This window comes from Bacillus sp. PK3_68 (genome assembly GCF_003600835.1).
Taxonomy (GTDB): domain Bacteria; phylum Bacillota; class Bacilli; order Bacillales; family Domibacillaceae; genus Pseudobacillus.
This window is the reverse complement of record NZ_NQYC01000001.1, coordinates 474,899-488,977: the sequence shown is the minus strand read 5'-3', so window position 1 is coordinate 488,977 and position 14,079 is coordinate 474,899. Positions and strand designations below refer to the sequence as shown.

The following is a 14,079-nucleotide window of genomic DNA, read 5'->3' as shown; positions in this document are numbered from 1 at the left end:
GGAGGGATGCAAGGTGATCCGCAACGTAAATAAGCTGCTAAGGAGAAAGAAAGAGCAGCGGCGTCCATCTCATCAGGAAGCGAAACCCCAAGATAAGCTATATGATAGTTTTGAACAAAACGTTGAAATGTTTCGTTCCATTTATCAAAATTGTTCCGACGTCCTTTTTCGATCCTTTTTCCTTTTTGGAAAAACCAAAGCCGTAGTGATCTCTATTGAAGGGCTCACCAATATGGAAAGCCTTAAAGAGCATGTTCTTTCTCCTCTTATGAAGAAAACAGATGATGATCCAAAATCGCTTAATGAATTTATAGAAAGAAAACTGGCTGTTTTGAAAGTCCAGAAAGTAAGCTTGGTTGCAGACTGTATTGAGTCCATCTCAAACGGAAATCCTATTTTGCTATGTGAAGGAGAAACTGCGGCCTTATCCTTAGGGCTGGCTAAGTGGGAAAAGAGAAGCATCGAAGAGCCTCAGGCTGAGTCATCCATTAGAGGCCCGCGGGAAGGATTTGTTGAATCGATTGGAGTGAACACAGCTCTATTGCGACGCATTATCAAAAGTCCCGCATTAAAAATACAATCAATGATGATTGGCGAATATACAAAAACCAATGTTGCGATTGCTTATATGGAGGGCCTTGCCGATCCAACGCTTATTAAGGAAGTGAAAAACCGGCTGCAAAAAATTAAAATAGATGGAGTCTTGGAAAGTGACTATATCGAAGAGTTGATTGAGGATAACCCTTTTTCTCCCTTTCCGCAGATTTTGTCGTCTGAACGGCCGGATGTTGCTTGTGCTAATTTACTTGAAGGGCGCATCGTCATTTTAGTAGATGGAACTCCATTTATATTAATTGCTCCTATCTCTTTCTTCTCCTTATTGCAAGTTCAAGAAGATTACTATCAGCGCTTTGTCATTAGTACATTCATCCGATGGCTCCGGTACACTTTTCTTGGAGTCGCCCTGCTGCTTCCTTCCGTGTATGTCGCTGTGGCTACTTTTCATCAGGAAATGCTGCCGACTACGTTACTTCTCAGCATTGCTGCTGCGCGGGAAACCGTGCCTTTCCCCGCTTTAGTAGAAGTGTTGATAATGGAAATTGCATTTGAGGCGTTACGGGAAGCAGGCGTAAGGTTACCGAGGCAAATTGGATCTGCTATCAGTATTGTTGGAGCGCTCGTTATCGGTCAAGCGGCTGTTCAGGCAGGACTTGTTTCTGCCCCTATGGTTATTGTTGTTGCGATTACAGGGATTGCCTCTTTTATGCTCCCCCGTTACATTACGGGCATGTCTATCCGAGTGCTTCGCTTCCCGCTTGTTTTTCTTGCCGGTACATTAGGGTTACTTGGCGTGGTTATTGGCCTGATTGCTATCATCATTCATTTATGTACATTACGGTCGTTTGGTGAGCCTTATTTAGCGCCGCTAGCTCCGCTGAAGAGGCGAGAGCTAAAGGATACGCTATGGCGGGCTCCTTGGTGGATGATGGATACGCGCCCGCATTTTACGGGAGAATCTAACGTATATCGTCAGTCTCCCAATCAGGCGCCTAATCCAAAAGGAGGAGATCATGGATAACGTTCCTAAAAGAAGGTGAATCATCATGTCAGCATTAAAAAGCAAAAGCCTCTTAGTGAAACGTATATTACTGTTTCTATCTTTTAGCGGTTCGCTCCTCTTATTAGGTGGCTGTTGGGATAGAGTGGAAATCAATGATTTGGCTATTGTGACAGCAGCTGCTATTGACGAAAAGGGTGTCAATCGAGTCGAACTCTCCCTTCAGATATTTGTTCCTAAATCAATGGGGGACAAGGCCAAGGACAAGGAGGGGGAGGAGGAGGAGAAAAAACCGTAGTCATTTCTGAGTCAGGGACCAATCTTGCCGATGCATTGTCAAAGCTGCAAATGGACTTTCCTCGTCAAATTTTTTGGGGACAGTGCAAGGTGTTTATATTCGGAGAGAAGTTAGCACGCGCAGGCATATATGAGCATTTAGATTTCTTGCTTCGCCATCCGCAGCCAAGGGAAAGAGGGTATATGTTTGTTAGTAAGGGGAAAGCAAAAAATGTTTTGGAATTACAAACTACTTTGGAGCCTTATTCGGGAGAAGCTGTTCGGGAAATGACGAACATAGGAACTGTTTTGAAAGTGACTATGCAAGATTTGGATGAAATGCTAACCGGGTTCTCTCAAGCTGCTGCTCTCCCATATATAAGGGTAACTACAGAGAAAATGGAGATAAAGAAACCTTACAAATACACGAAATTTATTGGAGCGGCCGTATTTAGAAAAGATCGAATGGTTGGTGATCTTCCTCAAAAAGAAACGAGGGGACTACTCTGGTTAAAAAATGCAGTAAAAGAATATACCGTTACGGCAAGGCCTAGGGGAGAAAAGAGAGAGGTATCCTTCACTCCCCGGTCAGTCCATGTGAGTCTTGATCCGCAAATCCGCAACAAGCAATGGGAAATGATAGTGAAAATTAAAACGGATGGAATGCTCATACAAAATCAAACAAAGTTAGACCTTTATAACCCGAAGGATTTAAAGCTTGTTGAACAGGCTTATGAGGCGGATATTAAACAACGGGTGGAGGCGGCTACGAGGAAAATACAGCACGATCTAAAAGCAGACATCAATAATTTTGCAGAAGAGTTTCATCGGAAATACCCGAGACAGTGGAAGCAAGTGGAGAATCGCTGGGAAGAAGTCTTTCCGACTGTAAAGGTACATGTTCAGGTGGACGCCAACATTCGCAGGCAAGGAAATATTAATGAGCCAGAAAAAACAAGAGAAGGGGTGAGGAATGAGTGAGATGGGGGTCTTTTCTTGCTGTCATCTTAGTTAGCGTGGTCATCCTCTTATTTCAATGGCCAAAGATCAAAAAGGCCCCTAAAAAAGACAAGTGGGCATTCAGCATAATATTGATCATTGGCTGGACGTTGTCAATGTTTGACCTTCCGCACATCAATGGACCGGTGACGTGGAAAGAAATGATTTTTAAACCACTTGGACAGTTTCTGCAAAAATAGGCGGTTAGAATTTATTTTGACTTACTCAAGAAAAGAGGAACATGGATGAAGGAAGGTAAAATTTCAACCCTGCAAATGTCTATGATGATGTACCCAACCATTCTTGCTACCGCTATTCTTTCAGTTCCCAGTGTGACGGCGGGGTATGCTAAACAAGATCTATGGCTGTCGCCCATTATCGCCTCGTTTATCGGATTTGTCACCGTGTATATAGCTGTTCAATTACATAAACTGTATCCAGGCCAAACTATCGTTCAATCCACTGAACAAATCATTGGCCGCTTCATGGGAAAAGTAGTCGTTTTTTTATTTTATTGTTTTATATCGAAATAACAGGACAAATTGTTCGTTCCTATAGTGAATTCATTGCCAGCTCCTTTTTGTTTAAAACTCCGATCAGTGTTGTGATTGCCTCGATGCTTCTTCTTTGTGCCTTTGCTGTGCAGGGAGGATTGGAAACTATAGGAAGAATAACCCAGCTGTTTTTCCCAGTTTTTTTTGTTCCGCTTATCATTCTGATTTTTTTGCTGAGCCCTAATTTTGAAATTAAAAATATATTACCAGTGCTGGAAGAGGGGGTGATTCCTCCGATAAAAGGGGCTGTTATACTAAGTGGGTGGTTTGCTGAATTTTTTTTGATTGCCTTCTTTCTGCCTTCTTTGTCAGATGGGAAAAAAGCGCTTAAACAAGGATTGATCATTGTATTGGCTGTCATGGTTACACTCATTGCTGTCAGCTTAACTACTCTTTTTGTTCTGGGGGTAACCACTTCATCTAAAATCTATCCTTTAATGAATGCTAGCCGCTATATTAGCTGGGCCGATTTTTTTGAAAACCTTGATGCGATCGTCATGGCTATTTGGATTATGGGAGCGTTTGTAAAGCTTTCAGTTTTTTATTATGTTATTGTCTTAGGAACGGCCCAGTGGTTGAATCTTTCTAGTTACCGTTTCATTATCTGGCCGATTGGTATTTTAATTGCTGAATTTAGTTTTTGGTCGATCCCGGACACAATGGCATTCGCCCGAGATGAAAATCAGTCCTTCCCTTTTTATTCGCTGCTGATCCAGACACTTCTTCCGCTATGTTTATTGGTCATCGCTCTCATACGAAAGAGGGGCAGGAAGGAGCAATCCAGACAGATGAAACGAGCGGAACAGTGACTATTCCTTTTTATGAATGTCTGCCCATGGTTCAAATGAAAAGGGAATACCGGCCATTTGAGCGGTAGACTGATCATATGAAACTAAATCTCTTTTTGATAACTCTTTCAGCGAGCGCTTGCCCATTGCTCGTAAGGCAGTTTTCATTTCTTCAGTGCTTGCTATCAAGAACTTTTCTGCCGCTTTTGCTCCTTCTTCAACGTCAAACTGGTTTTTAAGCTTGCCGTTATACCAGACCACCTGTGTAGGGGGCTCAAACGGAAGAGGGGTGATTGATTGACCATGTGACATGGCAAATAGTATCGGAGAACCTAAATAGACCGCATCGGCTCCAAGAGCAAGCGCCTTCAAAAAGTGCCCAGGGGTAAGCATCCCGCCAGAAACAATTAAACTCATTTGTTTTTTCATATTTCTCTGTTCTAAATGATTGACAGCCCGGACGATCGCATGCAAAGTTGGAATGCCGAAATCATCAGATAAAATAGGAGGAGAACCGTATGTAGCAGCTTGTCCGCCGTCGATAGCAATGTAATCGATATCCATAGCAAGTAGGTGATCAATATCTTCTTCAATTTTGCCACCTGCCCCTATTTTTACACCGATCGGCACACCTCCTGACAGCTTCCGAAGTTGTTGCACAAGTTCTTTTACATCATTCAATGTTTGATTCTCAAAAAATGTTCGTGAATAATGGCCATTTCCCCTTTTTCCAGTCCCATAACTTTACGAGCATCGCCTGTTAAGTCATCGGGCGGAATATGGGTGCCCATTCCAAACAAGGCTCCTTGCCCCAATTTAATTTCAATCATATCCGCGTGTTTGATCAGCTTTTCTTCTTTTCCCCATTCCGTTTTGGAGAATTGTAGAATATACTTTCCAGCAGCGCTTAGCTCTTCAGGCAATACTCCGCCTTCACCAGAGTTAAGAGCTGTTCCTGTGCTTTTGGCTGCTCTAGCTAAAGAAAGCCGTGCCTGTTCACTAAGAGAAACGCCATATCCCATTCCGCTGATCATTAATGGAATGGGAATTCTCAATGGTTTTTTTGCTTTTGGCCCAATGGTTACTTCGATATCTATCTCTTCTTCGCTGCTGACTGGAAAAGGAGACGTCTGTGCAGGGATAAAAGTAATGGACTCTAAATGAGGCCACTTTTTTGAAGAGCCGAGCGGCCGGTGAAGAACCTTGCCTGTTTCCGCACGAAGGCTATTTTCGAGTGTGTTTTGAATGCCCATATGTCGAAATCCAGGAATGAGCTCCATAATGTTCTCCTGATAGGTGTCCGTTAAAATGATTTTGCCGGCCTGCTGTACCACTCGTTTGACAATCAGACGCCAGCCAGCGAGTAAACAAAGCATAAGAACAAATAATAATATAGTCATTCCGAATATGAAATAGGTTAAAATGTTTGGCATGTTCTCTCCTTGAATGTATGGCAAATTCAGTAGCTGCCCGCATTATCTCCTATTTGTTCTTTATTTATTCATAAAGCAGAAAATGATTGGCTGATCAGATAAAAAACGTCTCTTTCTAGAATCGAAAGGGAACCAGCACTTAATAATAATGTTCACGAGGGCCTTTATAATCCTGAATGGTGTTGCCACCATCGACAACGAAAAGCTGTCCCGTAATATAAGAAGCCTGTTCCGACGCCAGAAACGTAATTAAATGCCCAACTTCATCGGGATGTCCATTTCTGCCCATCGGTGTATTTTCTCCTGCAATTCTTTCGTGATCTGTCTGTGAACCGGTTGCAATCCACCCCGGGGCTACATTATTGACCGTAATATTATGCTTGGCAACTTCAATAGAAATACCTCTGCTCATGCCAACCATGGCTGCCTTAGCTGCACTGTATCCGGTTTCTCCGGGATTGCTAACAAGTGGACCTGTAACGGAGGAGACGTTGACGATTCTTCCATATTCATGTTCAATCATTTGTGGTAGGACAGCGCGGGTGACATGAAAACAGGTAGATAAATTACGCGAAATGGAAACATTCCATTCTTCCGTGTCTAATTCTACGAAAGGAATGAACTTTTCAGGTGAGCCGACTTGTCCCATTCCTGCATTGTTAATAAGGATATCAATTTTTCCAAAATCTTTTACAATGTGTTTGATCAGCTGTTGTGCCTGTTCAAAATCCATTAAATCAGCTGTATAGCCTTTTGCTTCAATTCCTTTTGCTCTTAATTCCTTTTCACGTTCATAAATTCTCTCAGTCGTTGAGGTAATGGCAAGTTTGCCGCCGAGCCCCCCGATAATTTTAGCTGCGGCAAAACCAATGCCCTCATCACTGCCTGCCCCTGTGATAAGGCAGACCTTCCCGTTAAATTGCGTATGTACGTTCATTCCTTCTTGCTCCTTTTCCGAAAAGTATTCTGAACTATTTAAATAGTATAGCAGATTGGTTGCCAGATGTACCAATACATGTAAATAAATTCATTTTGTTGAGACAGCATTGTCGGATTATTGCTCATGGATAGAGTAAAGAGGGATAGATACCTGGACCTTCTAGATAACGATTGTAATAGTTAAATAGCTAACAACCGGAAGAGAAGGTATCTTAGGAAAAAGGTATCTTTGGGCTGCTTGCTATATAGGTGTATATGCCTATTTATTGTCTGAAAATTTTGTTTATTATCGATGAATATACGGATAATAGCCTATTTGGAAAACGCTTACTTTGTTATATGATTATCAAGAACTTACATATTTACTAAACATTAAAAAAGTTAATAGAAATGGAGAAAGAGGGGGATGGAATGAATCAATGGAAAAAGGCAGTATTATCAGGGACTATTGCAGCAGGTATGATGGTGATGCCACTCTCAGTATACAACACACCGGCTGCTGTAGAGGCATCAACGCAGGCATTTGACAACAAAATCATCAAAAAATTGATGCTGAAAAAATTTATAAGCATGTATCAGAATTATCGGTCGGAATTGGTGAGCGTGTGGCAGGCACGGAAGCAGAGAAAAGAGCAGTTGACTATATTGTATCCCAGTATCGTTCCTATGGATTAGATGTAAACATCCAGCCGTTTGACTTTCAAACTTACCAAGAAGCGCAAGAAGTTTCTTTAAAAATTGAAGGGCAAGCTGAACAAAACTTTAAACCAACTGCTTTCAAGTATTCTCCTAATACGCCGAGTGCAGGAATAACAGGGGAAATAGCCTATGCAGGCCTTGGAGAAGCGTCTGATTTTGCCGGGAAGGATTTAAAAGGAAAAATTGCGCTCGTTGAACGAGGAACGATCGCTTTTGCTGACAAAGTCGCTAATGCAACAGCAGCGGGGGCGAAAGCAGTCCTTATTTACAATAATGTAGCTGGTGCCTTAAAAAGTAACCTTCCTTCCACTGGTGAGTTTGTGCCCACACTCGGCTTAACAAAGGCAGAGGGAGATAAATTGAAAGCTTCGATTGAGAAAGAGCAGACAGTGACAGCAACTGTAAAAGTTCTTGGAGCTGCCATGGTCACCAAAACATCCTATAACGTTATTGCTACGAAAAAGGCTCATAAAAATCATGACACTGGACAGATTCTCTATGTTGGATCTCACCATGATTCCGTGCCTGGCTCACCAGGTGCAAGCGATAATGCTTCCGGTGTAGCCGTGAATCTGGAGATTGCCCGTGTCCTGAGTAACCAGCAAACAGACACGGAAATACGGTTCCTTACATTTGGAGCTGAGGAGCTTGGCTTGCTTGGATCTTATCATTATGTTTCCACTTTAACGAGCGAAGAAAAAGACCGTTCTGTTGGCATGTTTAATTTTGACATGGTCGGCAGTAAAAATGCAGGAGACATGATCATGTTTACAGTAGATGGCGAGAGAAACATTGTTACGAATACTGGCGCTTCTGCAAGCACGCGTGTGTTCAGTCCGCTTACTTATGGAAAAGTGGGCCGGAGTGATCATCAGCCATTCCACGACGGCGGTATTCCGGCAGCTGTTTTCACCTATGCACCGTTAGAGCCGGAATACCATCAGCCAACGGATACAATTGATAAAATCAGCAAAGAAAAAATGGAGAACATGGCAAAAGTAGTAAGTGCCGGCATTTATCAAATTGCCCGCAAAGATACACCGGCTCTAGAGCGCTCCAAAGTAGCGCCAAAACCAGTAGAGCCGCCATTTGAAAATCGTCCGCTATAACAGTCTGTTCTTGCTTGGCAGATTGTGAAGAAAAAACAAGAGGGTGCCTGGAAGCTTGCTTCTAGGTACCCTTTTTACGATTTACATACTTTCATCATTTTATATAGGTGAAAGAGTTAATCTTTAACCATATTGATCGCAGCCTGGGCCGCTTGGAAGTCCACCTGCAACTGTTCGTTTAACTTGCCTGGATGGTAATACCCCTTATTTATCATATAGTTGCTGATATTCTTATGTGTCTCAATCGCTGTTCTCAGCTGTTCTCTTAATGTGGACCGTAACTCAGGTGTAGCTGTTTCTGTAAGGGTTACCGCAAGGTTTCTAACTCCTTCTTTTGCTGAAATTAGAAAATCTGTGGCGATGACTTGATCTGTCATTCCGCCCATTCCTACAAGGCTCTTTACAATTTGATTCATGAATAACTTCCTCCTTTCTTGAGAAAGGCTTGTAGCTGCTGTATGTGTCCTTGCCCGATAGTGGCATCATTTTCAAGTAATGTTTTTAATTCCTCATCCTTTACTAGCCCGCTCATTAGTGCTGACTTTGTCACACAAAGATTTTTAAATGTAAGTAATTCATGTGCATCCACTGTCTCATGAAGTCCTAAAGAATGTTTCACCTTTTTCCCTCCCTACTTATTGTGTACCTGTTTAGGTTATGTAATCGTGTAACGATTATCCCTGTGTCTCGGAACAACCAATGAGCTGTACTAACGCTTTCAACAGTTTTGTTGCCCACATTCATAGCCTTTGTATAGATAGTTGCTGCTGGAGGGAAAATAACGCTGTTAAGACGGCGGAGGTGAACAAAATGACGCAAGAAGCAATGGGTTATCATGAAACGATGGAGGCTCATGAAATTTTTAATATGAAAACTGTTGGTTTGCTCAAATCTAAAACGATGCAGGGGCTTTGTCTTGATAATGATTTAAAAAAATTAATGGAAAAAGATGTCCAACAGTCCATTCAAGCTATTCGGGAATTACAGGAACTATACAATAAAGCTCGAACCGACTATACGCAATGAGGTGAAAAAGATGAAAATGGATTTTTTAGATCCTGCAAATGCTGAAGGAATGCTTGAGAAAACAGATGCCGCTATCGCTTTGGATTTTTTGTTAGCTATTAAAAATAGCATTCGCAATTATGCATTTGCTGTGACAGAAACGGCGAGCCCAGAAGTAAGAGATACTCTATATCGGCAGCTGGAACAAGCGTTGGATTTACACGAGGAGGCTTCCGAGCTGATGATGAATAAAGGGTGGCTCTATCCGTATGATGTCGGAAAGCAAGTGGAATTAGATTTGAAGTCAGCAGCAATGGCGCTTGATATTGCTGAGATGACTCTTTTTCCTGTTGACACAGACCGACAGGGTATGATGGCAACGCCTGACCAGTAAAAGGAGGAGAAACATTTATGAAGGCCGTGACGTATCAAGGTTTAAAAGATGTCCGTGTGAAGGATGTAACAGATCCGACAATTGAGAAAGCGGATGACATTCTTGTCAAAGTAACCGCTTCAGCTATATGCGGCTCAGATCTTCATTTAATCCACGGACTCATTCCCAATATGCCAACGGATTACATTATCGGTCACGAGCCAGTGGGCATCGTTGAGGAAGTAGGCCCTGAAGTAACGAAAGTAAAAAAAGGAGATCGTGTTATCATCCCTTTTAACGTTAGCTGTGGTGAATGCTGGTATTGTAAAAATGATGTAACGAGCCAGTGTGACAACTCAAACCCGCACGGAGACATGGGTGGATTTTTGGGCTATTCTGAAACTACGGGTGGGTACGCTGGCGGTCAGGCTGAATATTTGCGTGTCCCTTACGGAAATTTCACTCCTTTCAAAATTCCAGAGAACTGTGAAATAGAGGATGAAAAACTAGTTTTACTGGCGGATGCTGCATCAACAGCTTATTGGAGCGTTGATCATGCAGGAGTAAAGAACGGCGATACGGTTATCATTTTAGGTTGCGGGCCGGTCGGATTGCTTGCCCAAAAATTTGCCTGGTTAAAAGGAGCAGAAAGAGTGATTGCTGTTGATCATCTTCAATACCGCTTGAACCATGCTCAAAAGACGAATAAAGTAGAAACGGTTAATCTTGAACAACATGAGAACACAGGAAACTACCTAAAGGAAATTACTCATGGCGGAGCTGATGTCGTGATTGATTGTTCGGGGATGAGCGGGAAGATGACTCCGATGGAATTTCTTGCGTCAGGCTTAAAGCTTCACGGCGGGGCTATGAGTGGGATAACCATCGCTTCCCAAGCTGTGAGGAAGGCAGGAACTATTCAGGTAACGGGCGCCTATGGCGGTCGGTACAACGGTTTTCCGCTTGGTGACATTTTTCAGCGAAATGTAGATATTAAAACTGGCCAGGCGCCAGTCATTCCGGTGATGCCGCGTTTATACGAAATGATGACTGAAGGGAAAGTGGATTTAGGTGACGTAATCACACACGTGTTGCCGCTCGATCAAGCAAAGCACGGATATGAAATATTCGATACAAGAACAGACGGTTGTATTAAAGTTATTTTAAAGCCCTGAGATACTTTTTCAGCAAAAAGCCAGCATATTTGCCGGCTTTTTTATCTTTATCTTTCTTGAGCCCCCGTATACAAATCAGCCTTTTAACCGACACTTGATGTAATTGTATGAAAAGAAAGAGCAACCAAAATGTTTTCTGAGAGGTGGCTACGTAATGCCGATTATCACTGTGATAGGTCATGGAGAGTTTGAGGTGGAGAAAGGCAGGAAGCTAGTCTTAGCATTGGAGGATAACGGCGTAGACATCCTTCACCAATGCGGCGGAAAAGCAAGATGTACGACTTGTCGAGTAGAGGTGCTGGCGGGTGAATATTATGAAGTAACTAACGCTGAAAAACAGGCCTTCTCCGAAAAAGGAATTGAAGATCTTCTGCGACTGTCCTGTCAAGTTTATGTAAATGGGGATGTGACGGTGCGACCTATATTGACTATGAAAAATTCCGGCTTGAAGGCAGGTCCAAGACCCGCTGAATAAGTATAATGAAAGACATAAGAAGAGGGATGACATCTGTCCAAATAGCCGCTCGTTCAAAGGATATCTGCACAAGCTCATTGTAAAATAAACTAAATATTAAACGCTGTTTCAGTATAATATGAACAGAAGAAGATCGAATGCTTTTGCCGTTAAGCCGTCTTTTGTGAATAATTACAAATTAAAAAAGCGCCCAAGAAAATAAATCATTAAGGCATATGATTTATTGACATCCACTTTTAAAGAGACGGAGGCGCTTTTTATGAACATAGAGACTCAATACTTGCCAGAAGAGCCTTTTTATGACGAAAATACAGCGGAAGAGCAGGCCATTGATGACGATATGAGGATCGGAAGGATCGGCCGCCCATCTGGCTTTGGCAGACCGTTTGGCTTTGGCAGACCGTTTGGCTTCGGCAGACCGCTTGGCTTTGGCCGTCCATTCGGCTTTGGTTTTGGCTACCCTTATTACGGCTTTGGTTATCCGTTCCTCGGAGGTTTTACTGCAGGGTTATTAGGAGGCGCCTTGCTTGCTCCTTATGCTTATGGCTACCCTTATGCCTATGGTTATCCATATGGATACGGTTATCCGGGCTACTACTGGTAAGCAATCGAGGTGGCAGCAGAACGACATGCAGCTGTTCGTTGTGAAAAAGGAACTAAAAACCATTAGCAATGATTAGCAAAGTTTTACTGCTGGTCAAGTCTATTGTTTAAGCAGATAAACAACATAGGGTTATTTTAGGCAGATGAAAGCTGACAGATAGGCAGGCTTAGACTGCCTAATTTTTGACTGTCCATCTCTTTCGAAACAGAGTACTGATCGGACAAGCAATTGATTTCTATAAAACAGCTAGTTCCTACCTAACTTATTTATAGATATAAACTAAAGGAGAGGTCTCATAATGGAAGAGAAAGCTATAATTATTAAATGAGAAATGTCTTGTTTTGCTGTGTTTGAAAAAAGGACGGTTCGTTTCCAAGCCAGAGAAGATAGATTAGTAGCTTGGAAATCTAGAAACAGCCTCACTGACATGAATGTTAAAATGTATAGAGACAATACCAAGGGTTACCGTCTGAAATTTATCCTAATCAATAATGAAGTAAGGATCATCCTTATCACATCAATCGTAAGATTCAAGGAGAAGTTTTCCACTGATCCTCTTTTTCGAATCCCCCCCGATAAAAGGCTGTTTAATGTCCCATTAAAGCCGCTCATCGTTAAAAAATGCTATCAACGAATCATTTCTTCTATCAATAGAGATAGGGCTTTAACAGTCACGAAATGACGCTGTAAAAAGGATATAATCGATTTTCTCTCGCTCTTTACATGCCTAATAGAAAAGCATTTGCTCTTAAGCCATTCACAAGAAATTTAGTAACTGGCTGGAAACAGATAGTATCGAAAAGGAGAGCAGAAAAGTTGTTATTTACTGATTATTCAGTTATTTTTGGGGTAGAGAAGAATTTTGAAAAGGGGGAAGATGGGATGAAAGCTATCGTTTTAAAAGAAATAGGAGGACCTGATCAACTAGTGTATGAAGAGGTGGACACTCCTGTGCCGCAGCCAAATGAGATACTAGTGCGACTAAAATATGCTTCACTTAATCGAAGGGACGTATGGATTACTTATGGACAATACCCGGGAATGAAGCTGCCATCAATTCTCGGGGCGGATGGAGCCGGAGAAATAGCTGGTTTAGGGGAAAATGTAAAAGGGAGAGAACTAGGAAGCGAAGTTATTATTAATCCTTCCTTGAACTGGGGAGATAGTGATCATTTCAATGGGCCGGATTATTCTATATTAGGAATGCCGACAGATGGCACCTATGCTCAGTATGTAGCTGTCCCTGCTGAAAATGTGTACAATAAGCCAGAATATTTATCCATGGAAGAAGCGGCATCCATCCCATTATCGGCGTTAACTGCTTACCGGGCAGTTGTGGTTAGAGGGAAAGTGAAACAAGGCGAAACGGTGTTGATTCCGGGAATTGGCAGTGGAGTAGCACTTTTTGCTTTGCAAATTGCTGTGGCTGCAGGGGCAAATGTGTTTGTAACCTCAAGCAGTAAGGAAAAAATAGAGAAAGCGAGAGATTTAGGAGCAAAGGGTGGAGTAAATTACCGCAAGGATACATATGTGAAAGATTTAAAAGCACAGATGGGGGGCGCAGACCTTGCAATTGACGGCGTAGGAGGACAAACGTTTAATGATTTAATTCAATTAGCTAAGCCAGGCGGGAGGATTGTAAGTTTTGGAGCTACAACCGGCCCTGTTCCTGACCTTGTTCTTCCTCGTTTATTTTTTAAGCATTTGAATGTCATGGGATCAACCATGGGGAGTTCGCGTGACTTTGAAGATATGATCCAGTTCTTTGAAGAGCATCAGATAAGGCCAGCAATTGACCAAGTCTTTTCGCTGGAGGAAGCAGCTAAAGCTCAATCGTATATGGAAAAAGGGCATCAATTCGGTAAAATTATATTGGAAATACCGGAGTAAGAATGATAAAACCACTAAAGATAACGTACAAATGTTGCACCCAATGCGGCAGGACGTTCACAAGTCTTTGCCCTCTTTAGTTTCTCGTGAGAGTTTACAGTAAAAAAACAAATGTTTTTAATTGATCCAAGAGGGAAAGTAAGCTTTGTCTGTACTTAGGCTATGCCGGTGTTTTGAACCTATACGTGTTTTACGATACACT

Annotated in this window: 15 protein-coding genes and 2 pseudogenes; 13 read left to right on the top strand and 4 right to left on the bottom strand. The window is 42.2% G+C overall.

All coding sequences use genetic code 11. The features are described from left to right. Nucleotides 1-13 precede the first annotated feature (13 nt). From CJ483_RS02385 to CJ483_RS02365, 5 genes and pseudogenes are all read left to right on the top strand, one after another. Nucleotides 14-1,579, top strand: a complete 1,566-nt coding sequence (locus tag CJ483_RS02385) for a spore germination protein (protein WP_259455541.1) — start codon at nucleotides 14-16, stop codon at nucleotides 1,577-1,579. Nucleotides 1,580-1,604: 25 nt separating this feature from the next. Then, a complete protein-coding gene (locus CJ483_RS02380) occupies nucleotides 1,605-1,856 on the top strand; it encodes a Ger(x)C family spore germination protein (RefSeq protein ID WP_120031578.1) in 252 nt (83 codons plus the stop codon). Continuing rightward, nucleotides 1,799-2,815 carry a Ger(x)C family spore germination protein gene (locus CJ483_RS02375; protein ID WP_120031576.1) on the top strand — a complete coding sequence of 339 codons (1,017 nt, stop codon included), beginning with the start codon at nucleotides 1,799-1,801 and terminating at the stop codon, nucleotides 2,813-2,815. The genes CJ483_RS02380 and CJ483_RS02375 overlap by 58 nt, the downstream gene beginning before the upstream one ends. Further along, nucleotides 2,812-3,033: a hypothetical protein gene (locus CJ483_RS02370; RefSeq protein ID WP_120031575.1), complete on the top strand. Its 222-nt coding sequence runs from the start codon at nucleotides 2,812-2,814 to the stop codon at nucleotides 3,031-3,033. The genes CJ483_RS02375 and CJ483_RS02370 overlap by 4 nt, the downstream gene beginning before the upstream one ends. Nucleotides 3,034-3,078: 45 nt before the next feature. After that, nucleotides 3,079-4,196 (top strand): annotated as a pseudogene (locus CJ483_RS02365) (GerAB/ArcD/ProY family transporter). Here the strand turns inward: CJ483_RS02365 and CJ483_RS02360 are convergent. Together CJ483_RS02360 and CJ483_RS02355 are read right to left on the bottom strand one after the other, a co-directional pair. Beyond that, nucleotides 4,197-5,608, bottom strand: a pseudogene (locus CJ483_RS02360) (FMN-binding glutamate synthase family protein). 139 nt (nucleotides 5,609-5,747) lie between these two features. Continuing rightward, a complete protein-coding gene (locus CJ483_RS02355) occupies nucleotides 5,748-6,545 on the bottom strand; it encodes an SDR family NAD(P)-dependent oxidoreductase (protein ID WP_120031573.1) in 798 nt (265 codons plus the stop codon). Nucleotides 6,546-6,958: 413 nt separating this feature from the next. Between CJ483_RS02355 and CJ483_RS24215 the strand changes: the two genes are divergently transcribed. Together CJ483_RS24215 and CJ483_RS02350 are read left to right on the top strand one after the other, a co-directional pair. Next, nucleotides 6,959-7,222: a hypothetical protein gene (locus tag CJ483_RS24215; protein ID WP_142927204.1), complete on the top strand. Its 264-nt coding sequence runs from the start codon at nucleotides 6,959-6,961 to the stop codon at nucleotides 7,220-7,222. Then, on the top strand, nucleotides 7,153-8,355 hold the full coding sequence (locus CJ483_RS02350) for a M28 family peptidase (protein WP_120031571.1): 1,203 nt from the start codon (nucleotides 7,153-7,155) through the stop codon (nucleotides 8,353-8,355). The genes CJ483_RS24215 and CJ483_RS02350 overlap by 70 nt, the downstream gene beginning before the upstream one ends. Before the next feature lie 116 nt (nucleotides 8,356-8,471). Here CJ483_RS02350 and CJ483_RS02345 read toward each other — a convergent pair whose 3' ends face one another. Both CJ483_RS02345 and CJ483_RS02340 read right to left on the bottom strand, forming a co-directional pair. After that, complete coding sequence (locus CJ483_RS02345) at nucleotides 8,472-8,771, bottom strand: spore coat protein (protein WP_120031569.1); 300 nt, start codon at nucleotides 8,769-8,771, stop codon at nucleotides 8,472-8,474. Next, nucleotides 8,768-8,974 carry a hypothetical protein gene (locus tag CJ483_RS02340; RefSeq protein WP_120031567.1) on the bottom strand — a complete coding sequence of 69 codons (207 nt, stop codon included), beginning with the start codon at nucleotides 8,972-8,974 and terminating at the stop codon, nucleotides 8,768-8,770. Before CJ483_RS02340 ends, CJ483_RS02345 begins: the two co-directional genes overlap by 4 nt. Before the next feature lie 191 nt (nucleotides 8,975-9,165). On the opposite strand from CJ483_RS02340, the gene CJ483_RS02335 reads away from it, so the two are divergent. From CJ483_RS02335 to CJ483_RS02305, 6 genes are all read left to right on the top strand, one after another. Next, on the top strand, nucleotides 9,166-9,381 hold the full coding sequence (locus CJ483_RS02335) for a spore coat protein (protein ID WP_120031565.1): 216 nt from the start codon (nucleotides 9,166-9,168) through the stop codon (nucleotides 9,379-9,381). Between the two features lie 10 nt (nucleotides 9,382-9,391). Further along, nucleotides 9,392-9,754, top strand: a complete 363-nt coding sequence (locus CJ483_RS02330; RefSeq protein WP_120031563.1) for a spore coat protein — start codon at nucleotides 9,392-9,394, stop codon at nucleotides 9,752-9,754. A 17-nt stretch (nucleotides 9,755-9,771) separates the two neighbouring features. After that, on the top strand, nucleotides 9,772-10,908 hold the full coding sequence (locus tag CJ483_RS02325) for a zinc-dependent alcohol dehydrogenase (protein ID WP_120031561.1): 1,137 nt from the start codon (nucleotides 9,772-9,774) through the stop codon (nucleotides 10,906-10,908). Between the two features lie 154 nt (nucleotides 10,909-11,062). Further along, nucleotides 11,063-11,383: a 2Fe-2S iron-sulfur cluster-binding protein gene (locus CJ483_RS02320; protein ID WP_120031559.1), complete on the top strand. Its 321-nt coding sequence runs from the start codon at nucleotides 11,063-11,065 to the stop codon at nucleotides 11,381-11,383. 259 nt (nucleotides 11,384-11,642) lie between these two features. Further along, entirely contained in the window at nucleotides 11,643-11,987 is a 345-nt protein-coding gene (locus CJ483_RS02315) for a hypothetical protein (RefSeq protein ID WP_182916939.1), read from the top strand. 882 nt (nucleotides 11,988-12,869) lie between these two features. Next, a complete protein-coding gene (locus CJ483_RS02305) occupies nucleotides 12,870-13,877 on the top strand; it encodes a zinc-binding dehydrogenase (RefSeq protein WP_120037749.1) in 1,008 nt (335 codons plus the stop codon). Nucleotides 13,878-14,079 lie beyond the last annotated feature (202 nt).